A 16,450-nucleotide genomic window follows, 5' to 3' on the forward strand; every position below is an offset into this window, starting at 1 on the left:
AAGCGGCCCCGGTGTCTGAGCGGACACCGGGGCCGTTCACATGAAGCACCGCGTTCAACCGACCCGCGCTTCTCCCTGTCGCGCCGCGTCGCCGTCTTCCGTCGCCGTTCGCGCCAGCACGGGCTTCAGAGCGTGCCCGGTATGGCTCGCCCTCACCTGCGCGAGCCCTTCGGGCGGCGCCGCCGCGACGATCGTGCCGCCGCCCACGCCGCCTTCCGGGCCGAGATCGATGATCCAGTCGGCTTCCGCGATCACGTCGAGGTCGTGCTCGATCACGACCACGCTGTGCCCGCCGTCGACCAGCCGGTGCAGCACGCGGATCAGCTTCGCGACGTCGGCCATGTGCAGACCGACCGTCGGCTCGTCGAGCACGTAGAGCGTATGCGGCGCCTTCTGGCCGCGCCGCGTGATGTCGTCGCGCACCTTCGTGAGCTCGGTGACGAGCTTGATGCGCTGCGCCTCGCCGCCGGACAGCGTCGGCGACGGCTGGCCGAGCGTCAGGTAGCCGAGACCGACGTCCTTCATCAGCTGCAGCGGATGCGCGATGTTGGAAATCGGCGCGAAGAACTCCACGGCTTCGTCGATTTCCATCGTCAGCACGTCGCCGATGTTCCGGCCGCGCCACGTGACCGCGAGCGTCTCCGGATTGAAGCGCTGCCCGTGGCACACGTCGCACGGCACCTTCACGTCGGGCAGGAAGCTCATTCCGATCGTGCGCACGCCTTGCCCTTCGCAGGCCGGGCACCGCCCGTCGCCGGTGTTGAACGAGAAACGCGACGCCGTGTAGCCGCGCGCACGCGCTTCCAGCGTATCGGCGAACAGCTTGCGGATCGTGTCCCACACGCCAATGTAGGTGGCCGGGCACGAGCGCGGCGTCTTGCCGATCGGCGTCTGGTCGACTTCGAGCACGCGGTCGATCCGTTCCCAGCCGCTCAGCGACTCGCAGCCCTGCCACGCATGCGTGACGTTCAGCGACGGCCGCGGCGCGCTGCGCGCGAGCACGCTCGAGCGGCGGTTCGCGGCCGGCGCATCCTGCTGCGCGGCCTTGCGTGCGCGCCGCGTGGCCGGCGACGACAGCACCGAGCGGCCCACCGCATCGAGCAGGTTCGTCATCAGCACGTCGCGCGCGAGCGTCGACTTGCCCGAACCGCTGACGCCCGTCACCGCGACGAGCCGCGCGAGCGGAATGCCGACGGTGACGTCGCGCAGGTTGTGCAGCGTCGCGCCGTGCACGGTCAGCCAGCCCTCCGGCACCGCCGGCGCGCCCTGCTTGCCCGGCAGGCTCACCGCGCGGCGAGGTTGCAGCGGGTGCGTCATCGGATGCGCGAGCAGGCGCCCCGTCACCGAGTCCGGCCGCGCGGCCAGATCGGCGACCGCGCCCTCGGCGACCAGCGTGCCGCCGCGCTTGCCGGCGCCCGGGCCCACGTCGATGATGTGATCGGCGCGGCGAATCGTGTCCTCGTCGTGCTCGACGACGACGAGCGTGTTGCCCTTGTCGCCGAGCTTGCGCAGTGCATCCAGCAGGATCTGGTTGTCGCGCGGATGCAGGCCGATCGTCGGCTCGTCGAGCACGTAGCACACGCCTTGCAGGTTGCTGCCGAGCTGCGCCGCAAGCCGGATGCGCTGCGCTTCGCCGCCCGACAGGCTCGGCGCCGCGCGATCGAGGCTCAGGTAGCCGAGCCCGACTTCCTCGAGAAACGCGAGGCGGCTGCCGATCTCGCTGACGATGTCGCGCGCGATCTGCGCGTCGCGCCCCGTCAGCTCCAGCGCGTCGATCCAGCGGCGCGTATCGGACACCGTCCACTGCGCGACCTCGACGATCGGATGCGCATCGAACGTGACCGCACGCGCGGACGGGTTCAGGCGCGTGCCGCTGCAATCCGGGCACGGCTCGTTGCCGACGCCTTCCGGTTCCTGCTCGTCCGACGGCAGAGTCTGCTCGCGGCCGCGATCGTCCCCGGCGAGCACCGTGTCGTCATACGCGGCGCGCTGTTCGCGCGTGAGCGTGACGCCCGTGCCGACGCAGGTCGTGCACCAGCCGTGCTTGCTGTTGTACGAGAACATCCGCGGATCGAGTTCCGGGTAGCTCGTGCCGCACACCGGGCACGCGCGCTTGACCGACAGCACCTTGATCTCGCCGACGCGCGCGGTTGAGCGATCGTTCTGCATCGCGTGGTGCAGCCCGTCGAGCGGCGCGAGCAGGTGCATCACGCCCTTGCCGAGCTCGAGCGTCTCGTCGAGCACGCGCCGCAACTCGGCCTCGTTGTCTGGCGACACGACGATGTCGGCCACCGGCAATTCGATCGTGTGCTCGCGGAAGCGGTCGAGCTTCGGCCACGGATCGACCGTCACGAACTCGCCGTCGACGCGCAGATGCGTGCTGCCGCGCGCCTTCGCCCACTTCGCGAGATCGGTATACACACCCTTGCGGTTGACGACGAGCGGCGCGAGCAGCCCGACGTGCTCGCCGCGATGGTCGCGCAGCAACTGCGCGGCGATCGATTCGACGGTTTGCGACGTGACGGGCGTGCCGTCGTGGATGCAATGCTGCAGGCCGAGCTTCACGTACAGCAGCCGCAGGAAGTGCCAGACTTCGGACGTGGTCGCGACCGTGCTCTTGCGGCCGCCGCGCGACAGCCGCTGCTCGATCGCCACCGTCGGCGGAATGCCGTACACGGCGTCGACCTCCGGCCGCCCGGCCGGCTGCACGATCGAGCGCGCATACGCGTTCAGCGATTCGAGGTAGCGGCGCTGGCCTTCGTGGAACAGGATGTCGAACGCGAGCGTCGACTTGCCGGAACCCGACACGCCGGTGATCACGTTGAACTTGCCGTGCGGGATGTCGACGTCGAGCGCCTTCAGATTGTGCTCGCGCGCATTGACGATCCGCACGACGTCCTCGCCCTCGATCGCGCGCCGCTCGCGGGCGGCGTTCAGCACGGCCTGCAGCGGTACGCCTTCGTCGGCGAGCGCGGTTTCGCCGTCCATCGCGCGGTCGTACTGCAGCAGCGCGACGCCGGTATGCGATTGCGCGCATGCCTTCACGTCGTCGGGCGTGCCCGCGCACAGCACGAGGCCGCCGCCGTCGCCGCCCTCCGGACCGAGATCGATCAGCCAGTCGGCCGCGCGGATCACGTCGAGGTTGTGCTCGATCACGATCAGCGAATGGCCGGCCGCGAGCAGCTTGCCGAACGCCTGCATCAGCTTCGCGATGTCGTCGAAGTGCAGCCCGGTCGTCGGTTCGTCAAACATGAACAGCTTCGCACGCGCGATGCGCGCCTCCTCGCTCGCGACCCGGCGCCCGCCCGCGGCGGCCGCCGATTCGGCGAGGAAGCCGGCCAGCTTCAGCCGCTGCGCTTCGCCGCCGGACAGCGTCGGCACCGGCTGGCCGAGCTTCACGTATTCGAGGCCGACGTCGACGATCGGTTGCAGCACGCGCAGCACCTCGGCATCGGTCGCGAAGAACGCCGCCGCTTCGCTGACGGTCAGGTCGAGCACGTCGGCGATGTTCAGCGCGCGGCCGTCGCGCTCGATGCGCACTTCGAGAATCTCGGCGCGGTAGCGGCTGCCGTCGCAATCCGGGCAGCGCAGATAGACGTCGCTCAGGAACTGCATCTCGATGTGCTCGAAGCCCGAGCCGCCGCAGGTCGGGCAACGGCCGTCGCCCGAGTTGAAGCTGAACGTGCCGGCGCCGTAGCCGCGTTGCAGCGCGAGCGGCGCCTTCGCGAACAGCTTGCGGATCTCGTCGAACGCGCCGACGTAGCTGGCCGGGTTCGAACGCGTGGTCTTGCCGATCGGCGATTGATCGACGAACACGACGTCGCCGACCTGGTCGGCACCCGTGAGATTGCGGAACGCGCCAGGCGACTCGGTCGCCTTGCCGTGGTGGCGCGCCATCGCCGGATAGAGCACGTCCTGCAGCAGCGTCGACTTGCCGGAACCCGACACGCCCGTCACGCACACGAGCCGCTGCAGCGGAATCTCGACCGTCACGTCGCGCAGGTTGTGCTCGGTCGCGCCTTCGAGCACGATGCGCGGCGTGTTCGCGTCCACCGGGCGGCGCGCCCAGTTCGACGCATGCGCGACGTGCTTGCGGCCGCCGAGATACTCGCCCGTCAGCGTGTGCGCGGAACGGATGTCGCCCGGCGTGCCGTCGTAGACGATCGTGCCGCCGCGCTCGCCGGGGCCCGGACCCATGTCGATCAACCGGTCGGCCGCGAGCATCACCGACGGATCGTGCTCGACGACCACCAGCGTATTGCCCGCGTCGCGCAGCCGCTGCATCGCCTCGACGATCCGCGTGAGGTCGCGCGGATGCAGGCCGATGCTCGGCTCGTCGAGCACGAACAGCGTTTTGGTCAGCGACGTGCCGAGCGCCGTGGTCAGGTTGATCCGCTGCACCTCGCCGCCCGACAGCGTGCGGCTTTGCCGGTCGAGCGTCAGGTAGCCGAGCCCCACGTCGCACAGGTATTTGAGGCGCGTGCGCACCTCGGCGAGCAGCAGCTTCAGGGCATCGTCGAGCAGCGCGCTCGGCAGCGTGATCTCGTCGAAGAAGCGGCGAATGCGCTCGATCGGCAGCAGCATCAGGTCATGCACCGTCAGGCCCGGCAGCGCCTCGAGCTGTGCGCGCGTCCAGTCGACGCCGCGCGGCATGAAGCGATTCGCGGGCGCGAGCACCGTATCGGCGTTCGCCTTCGAGCCGAGCCGCCACTGCAGCGATTCGGTCTTCAGGCGCGCGCCGCCGCAGACCTCGCACGGCGTGTAGCTGCGGTACTTCGACAGCAGCACGCGGATATGCATCTTGTACGCTTTCGATTCGAGATAGCCGAAGAAGCGTTTCACGCCGTACCACTGGCTCTGCCACTTGCCGTTCCAGTCCGGCGAGCCGTTGATCACCCAGTCGCGCTCGGCGTCGGTCAGGTCGGACCACGGCGTATCGCGGCGGATGTCCGCCTTCGCCGCGTAGCGCATCAGGTCGTCCTGGCACTCCTTCCATGCGGGCGTCTGCATCGGCTTGATCGCGCCGCCGCGCAGCGTCTTGCGCGCGTCGGGAATCACCAGGCCGAGATCGACGCCGATCACGCGGCCGAAGCCGCGGCAGGTCTCGCATGCGCCGTATGCCGAGTTGAACGAGAACAGCGCCGCTTGCGGCTCCGCGTAGCGCAGGTCGCTGTCGGGGTCGTGCAGCCCGGTGGAGAAACGCCACACCTGCGGCTCAACGGGCGCAGCAAGCGCGTTTTCCGCTTCCGGCGCGAGCACGTAGACGTTCACGCGGCCGCCGCCGCGCTTCAGCGACGCCTCGATCGCCTCGACCACGCGCACCTTGTCGGCCTGCTGCACGCGGAAACGGTCGGCCACCACGTCGAGCAGCTTGCGCGGGCCCGTGGGCGACGCGACTTCGCGCTGCGCCTGCACGCGCGTGTAGCCGCTCGCGGACAGCCACTGCGCGACTTCATCCTCGGACGCGCTTTCCGGCAGCTCGACCGGGAACGTGACGACGACGCGCGGATCGTCGGCGCGCGAGCGCTCGACGAGTTCCGCGTAGATCGTCTCGGGCGTGTCGTGCCGCACCTGCCGCGCGGTCTGGCGGTCGAACAGCTCGGCCGCGCGCGCGTACAGCAGCTTCAGGTGATCGTTGAGCTCCGTCATCGTGCCGACGGTCGAGCGCGAACTGCGGACCGGGTTGGTCTGGTCGATCGCGATCGCGGGCGGCACGCCGTCGACGCGCTCGACCTGCGGGCGGTCCATCCGGTCGAGGAACTGCCGCGCATACGCGCTGAACGTCTCGACGTAGCGCCGCTGGCCTTCCGCGTACAGCGTGTCGAACACGAGGCTCGACTTGCCTGAGCCCGACGGCCCGGTGACGACCGTCATTTCGCCGGTGCGCAGGTCGAGATCGAGGTTCTTGAGGTTGTGCTGACGTGCTCCGCGAATGCGGATCAGATTGCTGGATGACAATTTGCCTGCCCGTCTGAGTGAGTTAGCCGGAATTCACGGTGCCGGAACGCTGCGGCGGATGCCCGCAGGCGCGGCGCACGTGCCGCACGGGTCATGCCCGCGCCGCTCGAGTTCGCCGGATACTATACTGTATATTCATACAGTTTTCCACGAGCAGGCGGGGCAACACGATCCGTCGGTGTCGGCCACGGGCTCGATGCGCTTCAGCCGCCACCCGCCGTCGCATGGGCGACGCACGTGCGGGCGAGCACGTCGGTCGGGTCGACGAGCGTCGCCCGACACCCGTTCCGCGCGACATATTCACCGCCCGGAAGCAGAATCGGCAGTTCGGTGCAGCCGAGCACGATCACCCTCACGCCCTCGGCCATCAGCGCCTCGACGGCGGCACCGATATCTTCCCGGCACTCCCCGGTCGTGAAGCCGGCCTTGACGCCCTGCCTCCCGTAAATCGCTTCCATCACGCGCGCCTGCAACGCGGGCTTCGGCGCGACTTGCCGGAGCCCTTGCGACGCCAGCGCCTTCTCGTAGACGCCGCTTTCGATCGTGCCGGTCGTCGCGAGCACGCCGACCTCCTTCAGCGCCGGATACGTGTCGCGCAGGTGAGCAACCGTGACCGTCAGCATGTTGACGATCGGAATGCCGAGGTACGGCTGAATCCGCTCGACGAATGCATGCGCGGTGTTGCACGGAATCGCGATGAGGTCGGCATCGCCGTCCTCGAGCTTCTTGCAGGTCGCGTACAACGAGATCGTCGGGTCCGCGCCGGTGCCCACCAGGTTCTCGGTGCGATCGGGAATCTGCGGATTCTGTTCGACCAGCAGCTTGACGTGCTCCTGATCGCGCGCCGCCGGCGTGTTGCGCACGATCTTGTCCAGGAAATCGACCGTCGCGGCCGGCCCGACGCCGCCGACCACGCCGATCTTGAACGTCGCCGCGCGCGCCCCCGACTGCCCGGTCACCGCGTACTGCGCATACGCCAGGTTCGAATCCACGAGCGGCACGCGCTGCGGACCGATTTCATCCGCGACCAGCGCGATCTCGGTCAGGCCGGGAACGATGACCTGCACGCCCTGATCGGCGAGATCCGCGCACGCGCGGCGCAACAGCTCGACCGGCCGGCCGCGAAGATTGCCGCGCTTGATGCCGTCGGCGCCGTAGATGGCTTCGGTCACGAGGTCGATCCCTTCGTGCATCCGCGGATGCACGATTTCGAACCGAGGCGACGGGAAATACGCGTCGAAGAGTCGCTTGTCCCGCACGTAGTCGGACGCCAGCACGCCGATGCGCGTCGCGTCGGGATACTTGCGCCGCACGTGGCTACGCACGGCCTCGACGATATCCACGATCGGCAGGCGCGTATTCGCCTTCAGCTCGTCGATGAACGTATGACTCAGGAAGCACGGCAGCACGACCGTCGTCACGCCGCGCTTCTCGAACGCGCGAATCATGTCGAACACGTACAGCTTGCGTTCGATCGTCGCCGCGCTGCCCGATCCCGAGCCCTTGAACGGGTATTGCTCGAAAATCATTTCGGCGTGCTCCTCGTCGGACGACGCAGGCGTCGCCTTCACCATCTTGAAGAACACGTCGGCGCTCCCCAGCGGCCCGAGACCGCCGACGACGCCGAATTTCCGCCGTGCATTCACGATATCCGCGTCCATCATGCGTTCAGCTCCGGCTGCTCGAATACGGCGTCTTGCGATTTCGCGGACCGCCGGCTCTCCCACTTCGCGATCACCGCCGTCGCGACGCTGTTGCCGATCACGTTCGTCATCGTGCGGCCCATGTCGAGGATCTGGTCGATCGCGAGAACCATCGCGACGCCGGCCACCGGCAGATGGAACATCGGCGCGACCGCCGCGACCACGACCACCGAGCCGCGCGGCACGCTCGCCATCCCCTTGCTGCTCAACATCAGCACCAGCAACATGAACACCTGCTCCGACAGCGGCATGTGCACGCCGAACGCCTGCGCGATGAAGATGGCGGCAAACGCCTGATACATCATCGAGCCGTCGAGGTTGAACGCGTAACCGAGCGGCAGCGTGAAGCCCACCACCTTCTTGTCGACGCCGAACCGTTCGAGCTGCTCGGTCAGGCGCGGATAGGCGGCCTCGCTGCTGGCGGTTGAGAACGCGATCAGCGCGGGTTCGCGCACGGCCTTCAGCAGGCTCCCGACGCGCCGTCCGAGAAACGCGTAGCCGACGCCGATCAGGATCGCCCACAGGACGAGCAGGCCGAGATAGAACGCGCCGATCAGCTTCCCATACGTGTAGATCACATCGAGCCCGCGCAGCGTGACCGACGACGCGATCGCGCCGAACACGCCGAGCGGCGCCGCGCGCATCACGTAGTTCGTCAGGCGCAGCATCACCGGCACCATCCCGTCGATCGACCGGATCACGACGCCGACCCGCTTGTCGTGCTTCAGCGCACTCAGCGCGATGCCGAGGAAGACCGAGAACACCAGGATCTGCAGGATGTCGTTGCGCGCCATCGCGTCGAGCAGGCTGGTCGGGAACGCATGCGTGATCACGTCCCGGGCGTTCAGTGCGGCGGTGTTCAGCCCGGTGCCGACCTCGCCCGCGCCCGCCGTGAGGTTCAGGCCGGCGCCAGGCTGCAGCGCATTGGCCATGACGAGGCCGAGGCTCAACGAAATCAGCGACGCGCAGACGAACCACCCGATCGAGCGCAGGCCGATGCGGCCGACGTCTTCGCCGCTGTCCATGCCGGCGAGGCCGGACACGAGCGTCACGAACACCAGCGGCGCGATGATCATCTTGATCAGGCGCAGGAAGATGTCGGTGACGATCGAGAAATAGCCGGCGATCGTCTTGAGCGTGGCCGGGTCCGCGATATTGGCGTGACACGCATAGCCGGCGACGACGCCGAGGATCATGCCGACTGCGATGCTGAAGGTAAGGCGATTTTTCATGTCCATTCGTCCTGGGATGGCACCCGGCCGTGGCAATGCGGCGAGCGCTGCGAAGAAGGCCGTGCGACGCGGATCACGCGTCACATGTGCCGTTGGAACGAATGGTAGGGACGGTCGAAAAAAACGTGATGCCGGTGCAACATGGCGGTATGCGAGTCCCGCATAAGGCGGGAAAACCCTGCTCAGCCGAGGCGGGAAGGCGCCGCGCGCAGGTGCTGCCAGAGCGTGTCGAGGAATTCGCTGCGATTGGACACGTCGCGATACACGCGCAGTTCGATTTCCAGGTTCCACACCGCCGGGCCTGCCGGCACGAGGTCGCCGACCGCCAGTTCGGCGGCGATCGCGCTGCGGGGCAGCCACGCGACGCCCTCGCCCTCCATCACGAGCTTCTTCAGTACCTCGGCCATGTCGGATTCGTAATGCAACTGCAAGGCCGGCGCGTCCGGCGCACGGCCGAGCAGCAGCGCGAGACACCGGCCGAAATAGCTGGTTTCCGTATAGGAAATCAGCGGCAGCGGATTCTGCTTCGTGCCGGGAAGCCGGAACGCCGGCGCCGATCGCCGGTTCGGCCGGCACGCCGGCATCAACGTGTCGATGCCGACGGTCAGGTGCTCGTACTTCGCCGGATCGAGATGGAGCGGAAGCTCGGGATGGTGGTACGCGAACATCAACTCGCAGTTGCCGTTGACGAGCATCAGGATCGAGTCGTGGACATTGGTCGGAATGACGCGCGCCCGCACTTCGCCGAAATGCGGGGCGAGCGCCTTGAGCCAGGCCGGCAGGAAACTCAGCGCGATCGTATGGCCCGCGGCGATCTGCAGGCTCTTGCCGCCGATCCGCTGCTCAGTGCGGATGATGGCGCGCGTGTCGTAAAGGCGGCTGAGCACGTCCTCGGCCGTTTCGCGAAACAGGCGCCCCGCCGGCGTCAGCACCGGCGGAAAGCTGCTGCGGTCGATCAGTTCGGCGCCGATCCATTGCTCGAGCGACTGGATGCGGCGGCTGAAGCCCGATTGCGTGACGTTGCGGAATTCAGCCGCGCGGGAAAAGCTTTGGTATTGCGCGAGCGCGAGGAAATCCTCGATCCATTTGATTTCCATGGTGGCCTTGGAGAGTCGCGGGTGGAGCGGTTTGCTCGCCACCGACGTGATGGCGAAGCGCGTGCCGACGGACGCCTCCATTGTATGTGCTCGATTCGGCAGCGGTTCCTGCCTCCTCGGCCCATTTCCGCGACAGGCGCCGCTGCCGCGAGCGAGCCATCCGGTTTCGACGGCCACGCCCGCGGCAACCCGCGCGCCTTACCTCTGCAACGAGATTTCCACCCGGCGATTGCGCGCCCGTCCCTCGGCCGTATCGTTCGAGGCGGCCGGATCGGCTTCGCCGTGCCCGGTCGCGTCAAACGAATCCGCCTTCAGCCCGCGCTCTCGCAAATACGCGGCGACCGCATCGGCGCGGTGCTTCGACAGCGTCTGGTTGTGCGCATCCGGGCCGGTCGCATCGGTATAGCCGTCCACTTCGACACGCGAGAAATGCCTGTCGCCTTGCCGGTTCAGCAACGTGTCGAGCTCCGCACGCGCGGCCGGCGAGAGCACCGCGGAGTCGGTCGCGAAGTACGCATCGCCGGTGAGGCTCACTTTTTCGACCGGGGCGGGTGCCGGCGCAACGGCCGCGGCGGCCGGCACGGGTGCCGCGCCGCACTGGAACGCGATCGAGTGCGGATCGGCGCCGTCGCGGAACGGCGTCGTGGAATCGACCAGGCGCACGGGGTCATTGCCGCACATGCGCGTTGCGACCTTCATGCAGGTCTTCGCGGTCGACAGGATGCCGTGGCAGTCGACCTGGAACGTCCGGATACCGTTTCGCGACTGCAGTTCGTATGCGTTGTACGTCGGCCCCGACGCGCTCGAACAGGCTGCGAGGGACACGACGGACGCCAGCAAGGCAAGATGGATGTTTTTCACTTGAGGACTCCGAAAATGCGTTGGGCACGGCGCTTGCGGCGCGATGGCGCGGCCGCATGCGCATGCGTTTGCGTTCGGCGCGATCCGCTCCGGCAACGCGTGCCGGAACGAACCGCCGCGCGCGATCACTTCCACTGATACAGCATGCCCGCGCCGACGACGCGCTGGCTGCCGGCGAAACCGCCGTTCAGCGTCGCCTTCAGGTTCTCCGTGATGCGCGCCTGCATGCCGACCGCCATGGCCTTCTGGCCCTGGAACGACGCCGTGCCGACACCCATCGCGAAGTTCGAATCGCGGTCCATGTGCGGGATCGACGCCATCGCGGCGGTCGCGGCGATCCCCTCGCGCGCCATCGAATCGGTCTGCTGGATCTGCTGCTGCATCTGCGTGAGTTGGGTGTTAACCGTGTTCAGCGACTGCGTGAACTGGTTCGATACCGCATTCAGCTGGTTCACGTTCACCGCGTCGGTGCCCTGCGTGCCCGCCGCGACGTTGACGACTTGCCGCGCCGAATCCGCCGAGCCGACCGCGACGACGTTCGAGCGGCCGCCGTCGTTGCTGCCCGCGCCGACCGCCGCCGAATTGCTGCCCGACGAAGTCGCCCCGACGCCGATCGCGGTCGAGCCGCTGCCGGACGCCGTCGACCCGTTGCCGACGGCCGTGCTGTTCGAACCGGAAGCCACCGCGCCCGAGCCGCCGGCCGACGAGTTCGAGCCTGACGGCCCCGGCGGCACGTTGCCGCCGGACGGGTTCGACGTGTAGGAACCGCCGAGGTTGGTCGTGCGCTTGTCGATGAGCGTCGTCAGCTGGTTCGCGACCGAGTCGAGCTGCGACACGTTCACCGCGTCCGTGCCGTTCTTGCCGGCGGCGAGCCCGGTGATCTGCCGGTTGCCGACGTTCACTTCGCCGGCCGACGACTGCGGGCTGCTCAGGCCGTACGCGACATAGTTCGTCAGCGCGCCGACCGTGGTCAGCGAACCGGCGCCCAGCGCGACGCTGTTGGCGAACGTCGCCGACGCGCCTGCGCCGAGCGCGAGGGCGTCGGTCGCGTTGCTGTGCGCACCGGAACCGAGCGCGACGCTGCCCACGCTGACCGCCGCCGCATTCGCGCCCTGCGCGACGGACTGCGCGCCGGTCGCCGTCGCGCCGCTGCCGAGTGCGATCGCGTCGGCCTGCGCGGAACTCGCCGCCTGCCCGATCGCGATCCCGCCCGGCGCGGTCGCATCGACGATCGCGCCGTTGCCGATGCCGACGCCGTTGTCGCCGTTGACGACCGTCGTCGGCCCCACCGCGACCGATTCCGCGCCGACGGCGAGCGAATCCGCCGCCGTCGAATTCGCGTGGAAGTATTTCTGGCCCGTGACCGCGAACGACTGCAATGCGCCGGCAAGCTGCCGCACCGTGACCGCGTCTTGCTGGCCCGTGCCGTCCGCGACGTTGGTGATCTGGCGATACGTCCTGCTGGTCGCGTCGCCGACCGACACCGCGCCGAGCAGCGTCTGGTCCGTCGTGTTGAACGGGATCGACGCGGTGCCGTTGCGGATGGTCCCGGACGCCGGCACCGTAGCGCGGTCGGCCACCGAGCCCGAGCCGAGCGCGATGCTGCCGTCGACCCGCGAAATGGCATTCGGCCCGATCGCCACGCTGTCGACGCCGAGCGCCTGGCTGTCCGGCGCGGTCGAGTTCGCGTGGAAGTACTTGATGCCGTGCGCGTTGATGTTGTCGACCGCGGAACCGACGTTGTTGTTGATCGTCGTCGAGCCGTCGCTGTTGTACGTCACGTACGACGGCGCCGAGATCGTGCCGGTCGTCGGATCGTAAGTGGCCCCGCCGCCGATCGCGCCGGCCGTGCTGTTGCCGAGGTTGGTGTTGTTGTTCACGATGGAGCTCAAGCCCGTCGACAGCGAACTGATGCCCGTCGACGTGGCGGTCGACAGCGACGTCAGGTTGCTGTTCGTGCTCGACAGGCCGGTCGACAGCGAGCCGATGGTGGTCGACGTCGAGGTCGACAGCGACGTGATTGCGCTGTTCGTCGAGCTCAGGCCCGTCGACAGTGAACCGATGCTCGTCGAGGTGGCGGTCGACAGCGAGGTCAGATTGCTGTTCGTCGAACTCAAGCCGGTGGACAGAGAACCGGCGACGGTCGAAGTCGACGTCGACAGCGACGTGATCGTACTGTTGGTCGAACTCAGGCCGGTCGACAACGAGCTGATGCCCGTCGACGTGGAGGTCGACAGGGACGCGACAGAACTGTTTGTCGAGCTCAGGCCCGTGGAAAGCGAACTGATACCGGTCGAGGTCGACGTGGACAACGACGTGATCGCGCTGTTCGCCGACGACAAGCCCGTCGACGTGGAGGTCGACAAGGACGTGATGCTCGACAGCGTCGACGTCGACAGCGACGTCACCGCCTGGTTCGTCGCATCGAGCTGCGACCCGTTGATCGCGTCCGTGCTCGACGAACTGATCCGCCCGGCCGCGACGTTGGTGATCTGACGCTCGCTGCCCGCCGCGCCGACGCTGACGACGCTGGTCGGATTGATGCCGTTGAAGCTGTACGTGACGCCGCCGATCGTCGCGGACGCCGTCGGATTCGGCGCGGCTGTCACCGAGCCGGAACCGAGCGCGACATCGTTGGCGTTGTTCGCCACTGCCGACGCGCCGAACGCCACCGCGCCCGCCGCTGCCGCCGTCGACGTATTGCCGAGCGCGAGGGAGCCGACGCCCTGCGCGTTGTTCGAATTGCCGATCGCCACCGCGCCGTTGCCGTTCGCGGTGTTGTTCGAGCCCATCGTCACCGCGCCGGTGCCGATCGCGGTGCTCGGATCGCCGATGGCGACCGCGCCGTTGCCGCTCACCGTCTGGCCTTCGCCGAGCGCGACGGCGCCGGTGCCGCTCAGGACCTGCGAGTTGTTCCCGCCGGCGATCGAGCCCGCGCCCGCCGCTGCCGCGACGGAGTTGCTGGCGCCGATTGCGACCGTGGCACCCGCCGCCGCCACGCTATTGATGCCGATCGCCGTCGCATTCACGGCAGACGCCGTCGCGCCGGCGCCCAGTGCGGTGCCCGATATGCCCGTCGCGAGCGCGAGATTGCCGAGCGCGACGCCGAACTGCTGCGTCGCGGTCGACTGCACGCCCATCGCGATCGAGCTGAGGCCCGACGCATTCGCGTTCGTGCCGAACGCCAGCGCATTGTCGGCGCCCGCCGAGGTATTCGAGCCCATCGCGATCGAACTGGTGCCGAGCGATTGCGCGCCCGACCCCGGCACGCCTGCCGTGCCGCCCCAGCCGATCGCAATCGACGACGTGCCCTTCGCGCCGCTGTTCACGCCCACGGCCACGGCCGAATTGCCGGAAGCGAGCGAGCCGCTGCCCACGGCAACCCCGGCCGCGCCCGAACTCGTCGACTGGTTGCCGAGCGAGACGGAGCCCGTATTCGTGGCGTTTGACGAAAAACCGAGCGCGACGGCTTGCGCCCCCGACGCGACCGATCCGAGACCGAGCGCGGCCGCGTATTGACCGGAGGCCGTCGCATTGTTCCCGAGCCCGATCGCGGACACGCCGATCGCCGACGCACCGCTGCCGATCGCCACCGAGCCGCTTTGGGTCGAGCTCGACAGGTTGCCGATCGCGACCGAATAGTTGCCGGATCCGATCGCCTGCACGCCCATCGCCACGCTGTTGACGCCCGTTGCCTGAGAATTGATGCCGACGGATGTCGAACCGTCGGCAATGGCGTGCGCGCCCGGGCCGATCGCCGTGGCTGAAACGCCCGTCGCCGTGGACAGGTTGCCGAACGCGGTGGAATTCACCTGCGTGGCGACCGAACCGTTGCCGACGGCAATCGAACTCGCGCCGCCGGTCGCGGAGCCGCCCCCCGCCGAATACTGCGCGTGGGCGCCTGCCTGGAACAAGCCGAGATACGCGGCCGCGACCATCGTCGCGATTCGCCGCGGCGACAGCCCCGCCAGCACTGTCGTGCCAGCGCCAGCGTCCGGTGCCGCATGCGCATCCGCACTTCTCGATGACACCACGCGCTTGCCGCGCGCGCGATCGAGCTCGGACGCCGCGACCCACGCCCCCAATGCTTCGTTCCAGATCGACTTGAACGACTTGTTCATCTCGTTTTCCCTCGGTTTTCGTGTGCTGAATCACGCGACAGCGAACGCGACGGCAAACGAAGCGCGCATCCACGCACGCGCGCTCGTCACCTCGCCTCGCTCCGTTACTTCACTTCGTCTAACTAACTTGATTGCGAACGGCCCCGCACGACACTCGCGACCGCTGTCGCGATCGCACGACCGCACACCGCTCGTGCCAATCGGATACGCGGCGCGGCGACGATCGCGGGTTATCGACTCACGGACGCCGACATCGCTGGGCCAGGCGACGGCGCGACGCGCCCCGCGCCCGCGAAACGAACGCGTGCGGACACCGTCGCGCCGGACCCGCGGCGACGTCGAATCTCATGAGGAGGCGTCGTTCAGACGCCGGATGGAAGCAGCCGGCCTGACCTGCAGACCGGCCGCCCTGGTTCATTCGGGAGGCGGATGCCGCCGTGCGGCCCCGGGGGTTGACGCATGCGCCGCAGGATCGCGAACGCTGACAGCCGACACCGGTTCGAGCGAACCGGTGCGTTGATCTGCCATGCCTTTGATGTTCATGTCTTCTCGTGCCTGTCTGATCGACAGCGGTATCGCGCGACCGCCGTTCGAAGAATCGAACTGCCCGGCGATCGACGCGCACCCGCTCACCCCTTTTTACATCCAGGCCACCGCCGGACATTCCGGATTTCCGGAAAAACCGCCGACTGACCGGATGACCCCTTAATTCCATTTATCGACTGACTTTCTTTGACGATTTCTTGTTGCTTGATGTGTCAAACTCGCATCGACTTCTGCATTCACCGATGCACCTTGTTACATCGGCACATTCGAAGAATGATGAAGCTTTTATTACCCTCGTGCCGGTCTCCGTCACACAGCTGCAATCCCGAAATATGAGATTGACAGCATGCAATGTCACATTGAATATTGCGCCCAAAAAAGGCGGCGATAGCAAAACGTTTGCGTTGAATTCGCTGGTCGTCCAGAACCGATTCCATCCGCCTCCAGCCTAGTGTGCCGGGGTTCGTCAGAACATACCTTTTCCCGGGCGGAAAAATGCTTTTCCAGAGCGGACGATATTTACATTCATACAATCCCGCCGGGCTGAAAATTTAAATATGAAAGTAATTTCACCCGCCACCGATAAGATTTTTCATTACGAGGCAATGAATTGATGAAATCGACCAGCACCGAATTCGGGTATGGCAACGACATAATTCGTTCAAAATCATTATTCGGGCCACGCCATTTTTATAAAGAATCACACGGCAATAAAAACCGATATCCGATCAGCAATCAGGAAAGTTTTTCCGCTCCCTTTTTCGTCGAACCGTTCGGAGCGGCCATGCGCCCGCTCAGCCATGTCAGGGCGGTTTCAAGGGCGAAGTGCAACACCTCGCGGGTTACTGAACAGGAGCGCGATCCGTGGGGTTAGCCAGAATCTGAGCAAGGATTTCCAGAGGCGTGTGCCAGTTCAGCGTGGCCCGCGGACG

At 67.3% G+C, this 16,450-nt stretch carries 8 protein-coding genes; 2 read left to right on the forward strand and 6 right to left on the reverse strand.

Going from position 1 to position 16,450, the window contains the following annotated elements; translation table 11 throughout:
- Positions 1 to 54: 54 nt before the first annotated feature.
- The 6 genes from uvrA to HWX25_RS33810 all read right to left on the reverse strand — a co-directional run bounded on the left by uvrA (position 55) and on the right by HWX25_RS33810 (position 14,972).
- Positions 55 to 5,958, reverse strand: coding sequence for an excinuclease ABC subunit UvrA (gene uvrA, locus HWX25_RS30325; protein WP_175912199.1), 5,904 nt, complete (start codon positions 5,956 to 5,958; stop codon positions 55 to 57).
- A 203-nt stretch (positions 5,959 to 6,161) separates the two neighbouring features.
- A complete protein-coding gene (locus HWX25_RS30330) occupies positions 6,162 to 7,622 on the reverse strand; it encodes an amino acid racemase (RefSeq protein WP_175912201.1) in 1,461 nt (486 codons plus the stop codon).
- Positions 7,619 to 8,893 carry a dicarboxylate/amino acid:cation symporter gene (locus HWX25_RS30335; protein WP_175912203.1) on the reverse strand — a complete coding sequence of 425 codons (1,275 nt, stop codon included), beginning with the start codon at positions 8,891 to 8,893 and terminating at the stop codon, positions 7,619 to 7,621. The genes HWX25_RS30330 and HWX25_RS30335 overlap by 4 nt, the downstream gene beginning before the upstream one ends.
- A 182-nt stretch (positions 8,894 to 9,075) precedes the next feature.
- Positions 9,076 to 9,990, reverse strand: a complete 915-nt coding sequence (locus tag HWX25_RS30340; RefSeq protein ID WP_175912205.1) for a LysR substrate-binding domain-containing protein — start codon at positions 9,988 to 9,990, stop codon at positions 9,076 to 9,078.
- 198 nt (positions 9,991 to 10,188) lie between these two features.
- On the reverse strand, positions 10,189 to 10,851 hold the full coding sequence (locus tag HWX25_RS30345) for an OmpA family protein (RefSeq protein ID WP_175912207.1): 663 nt from the start codon (positions 10,849 to 10,851) through the stop codon (positions 10,189 to 10,191).
- Between the two features lie 125 nt (positions 10,852 to 10,976).
- The gene (locus HWX25_RS33810) at positions 10,977 to 14,972 is read right to left on the reverse strand and encodes a YadA-like family protein (RefSeq protein ID WP_175912209.1); all 3,996 of its coding nucleotides are present in this window, start codon (positions 14,970 to 14,972) and stop codon (positions 10,977 to 10,979) included.
- Between the two features lie 526 nt (positions 14,973 to 15,498).
- Here HWX25_RS33810 and HWX25_RS30355 point away from each other — a divergent pair.
- Complete coding sequence (locus HWX25_RS30355) at positions 15,499 to 15,681, forward strand: hypothetical protein (protein WP_175912211.1); 183 nt, start codon at positions 15,499 to 15,501, stop codon at positions 15,679 to 15,681.
- A 450-nt stretch (positions 15,682 to 16,131) separates the two neighbouring features.
- On the forward strand, positions 16,132 to 16,392 hold the full coding sequence (locus HWX25_RS30360) for a hypothetical protein (RefSeq protein ID WP_175912182.1): 261 nt from the start codon (positions 16,132 to 16,134) through the stop codon (positions 16,390 to 16,392).
- Positions 16,393 to 16,450: the final 58 nt, after the last annotated feature.

The sequence above is a fragment of the Burkholderia sp. BCC1640 genome (assembly GCF_902833125.1).
GTDB lineage: Bacteria > Pseudomonadota > Gammaproteobacteria > Burkholderiales > Burkholderiaceae > Burkholderia > Burkholderia diffusa.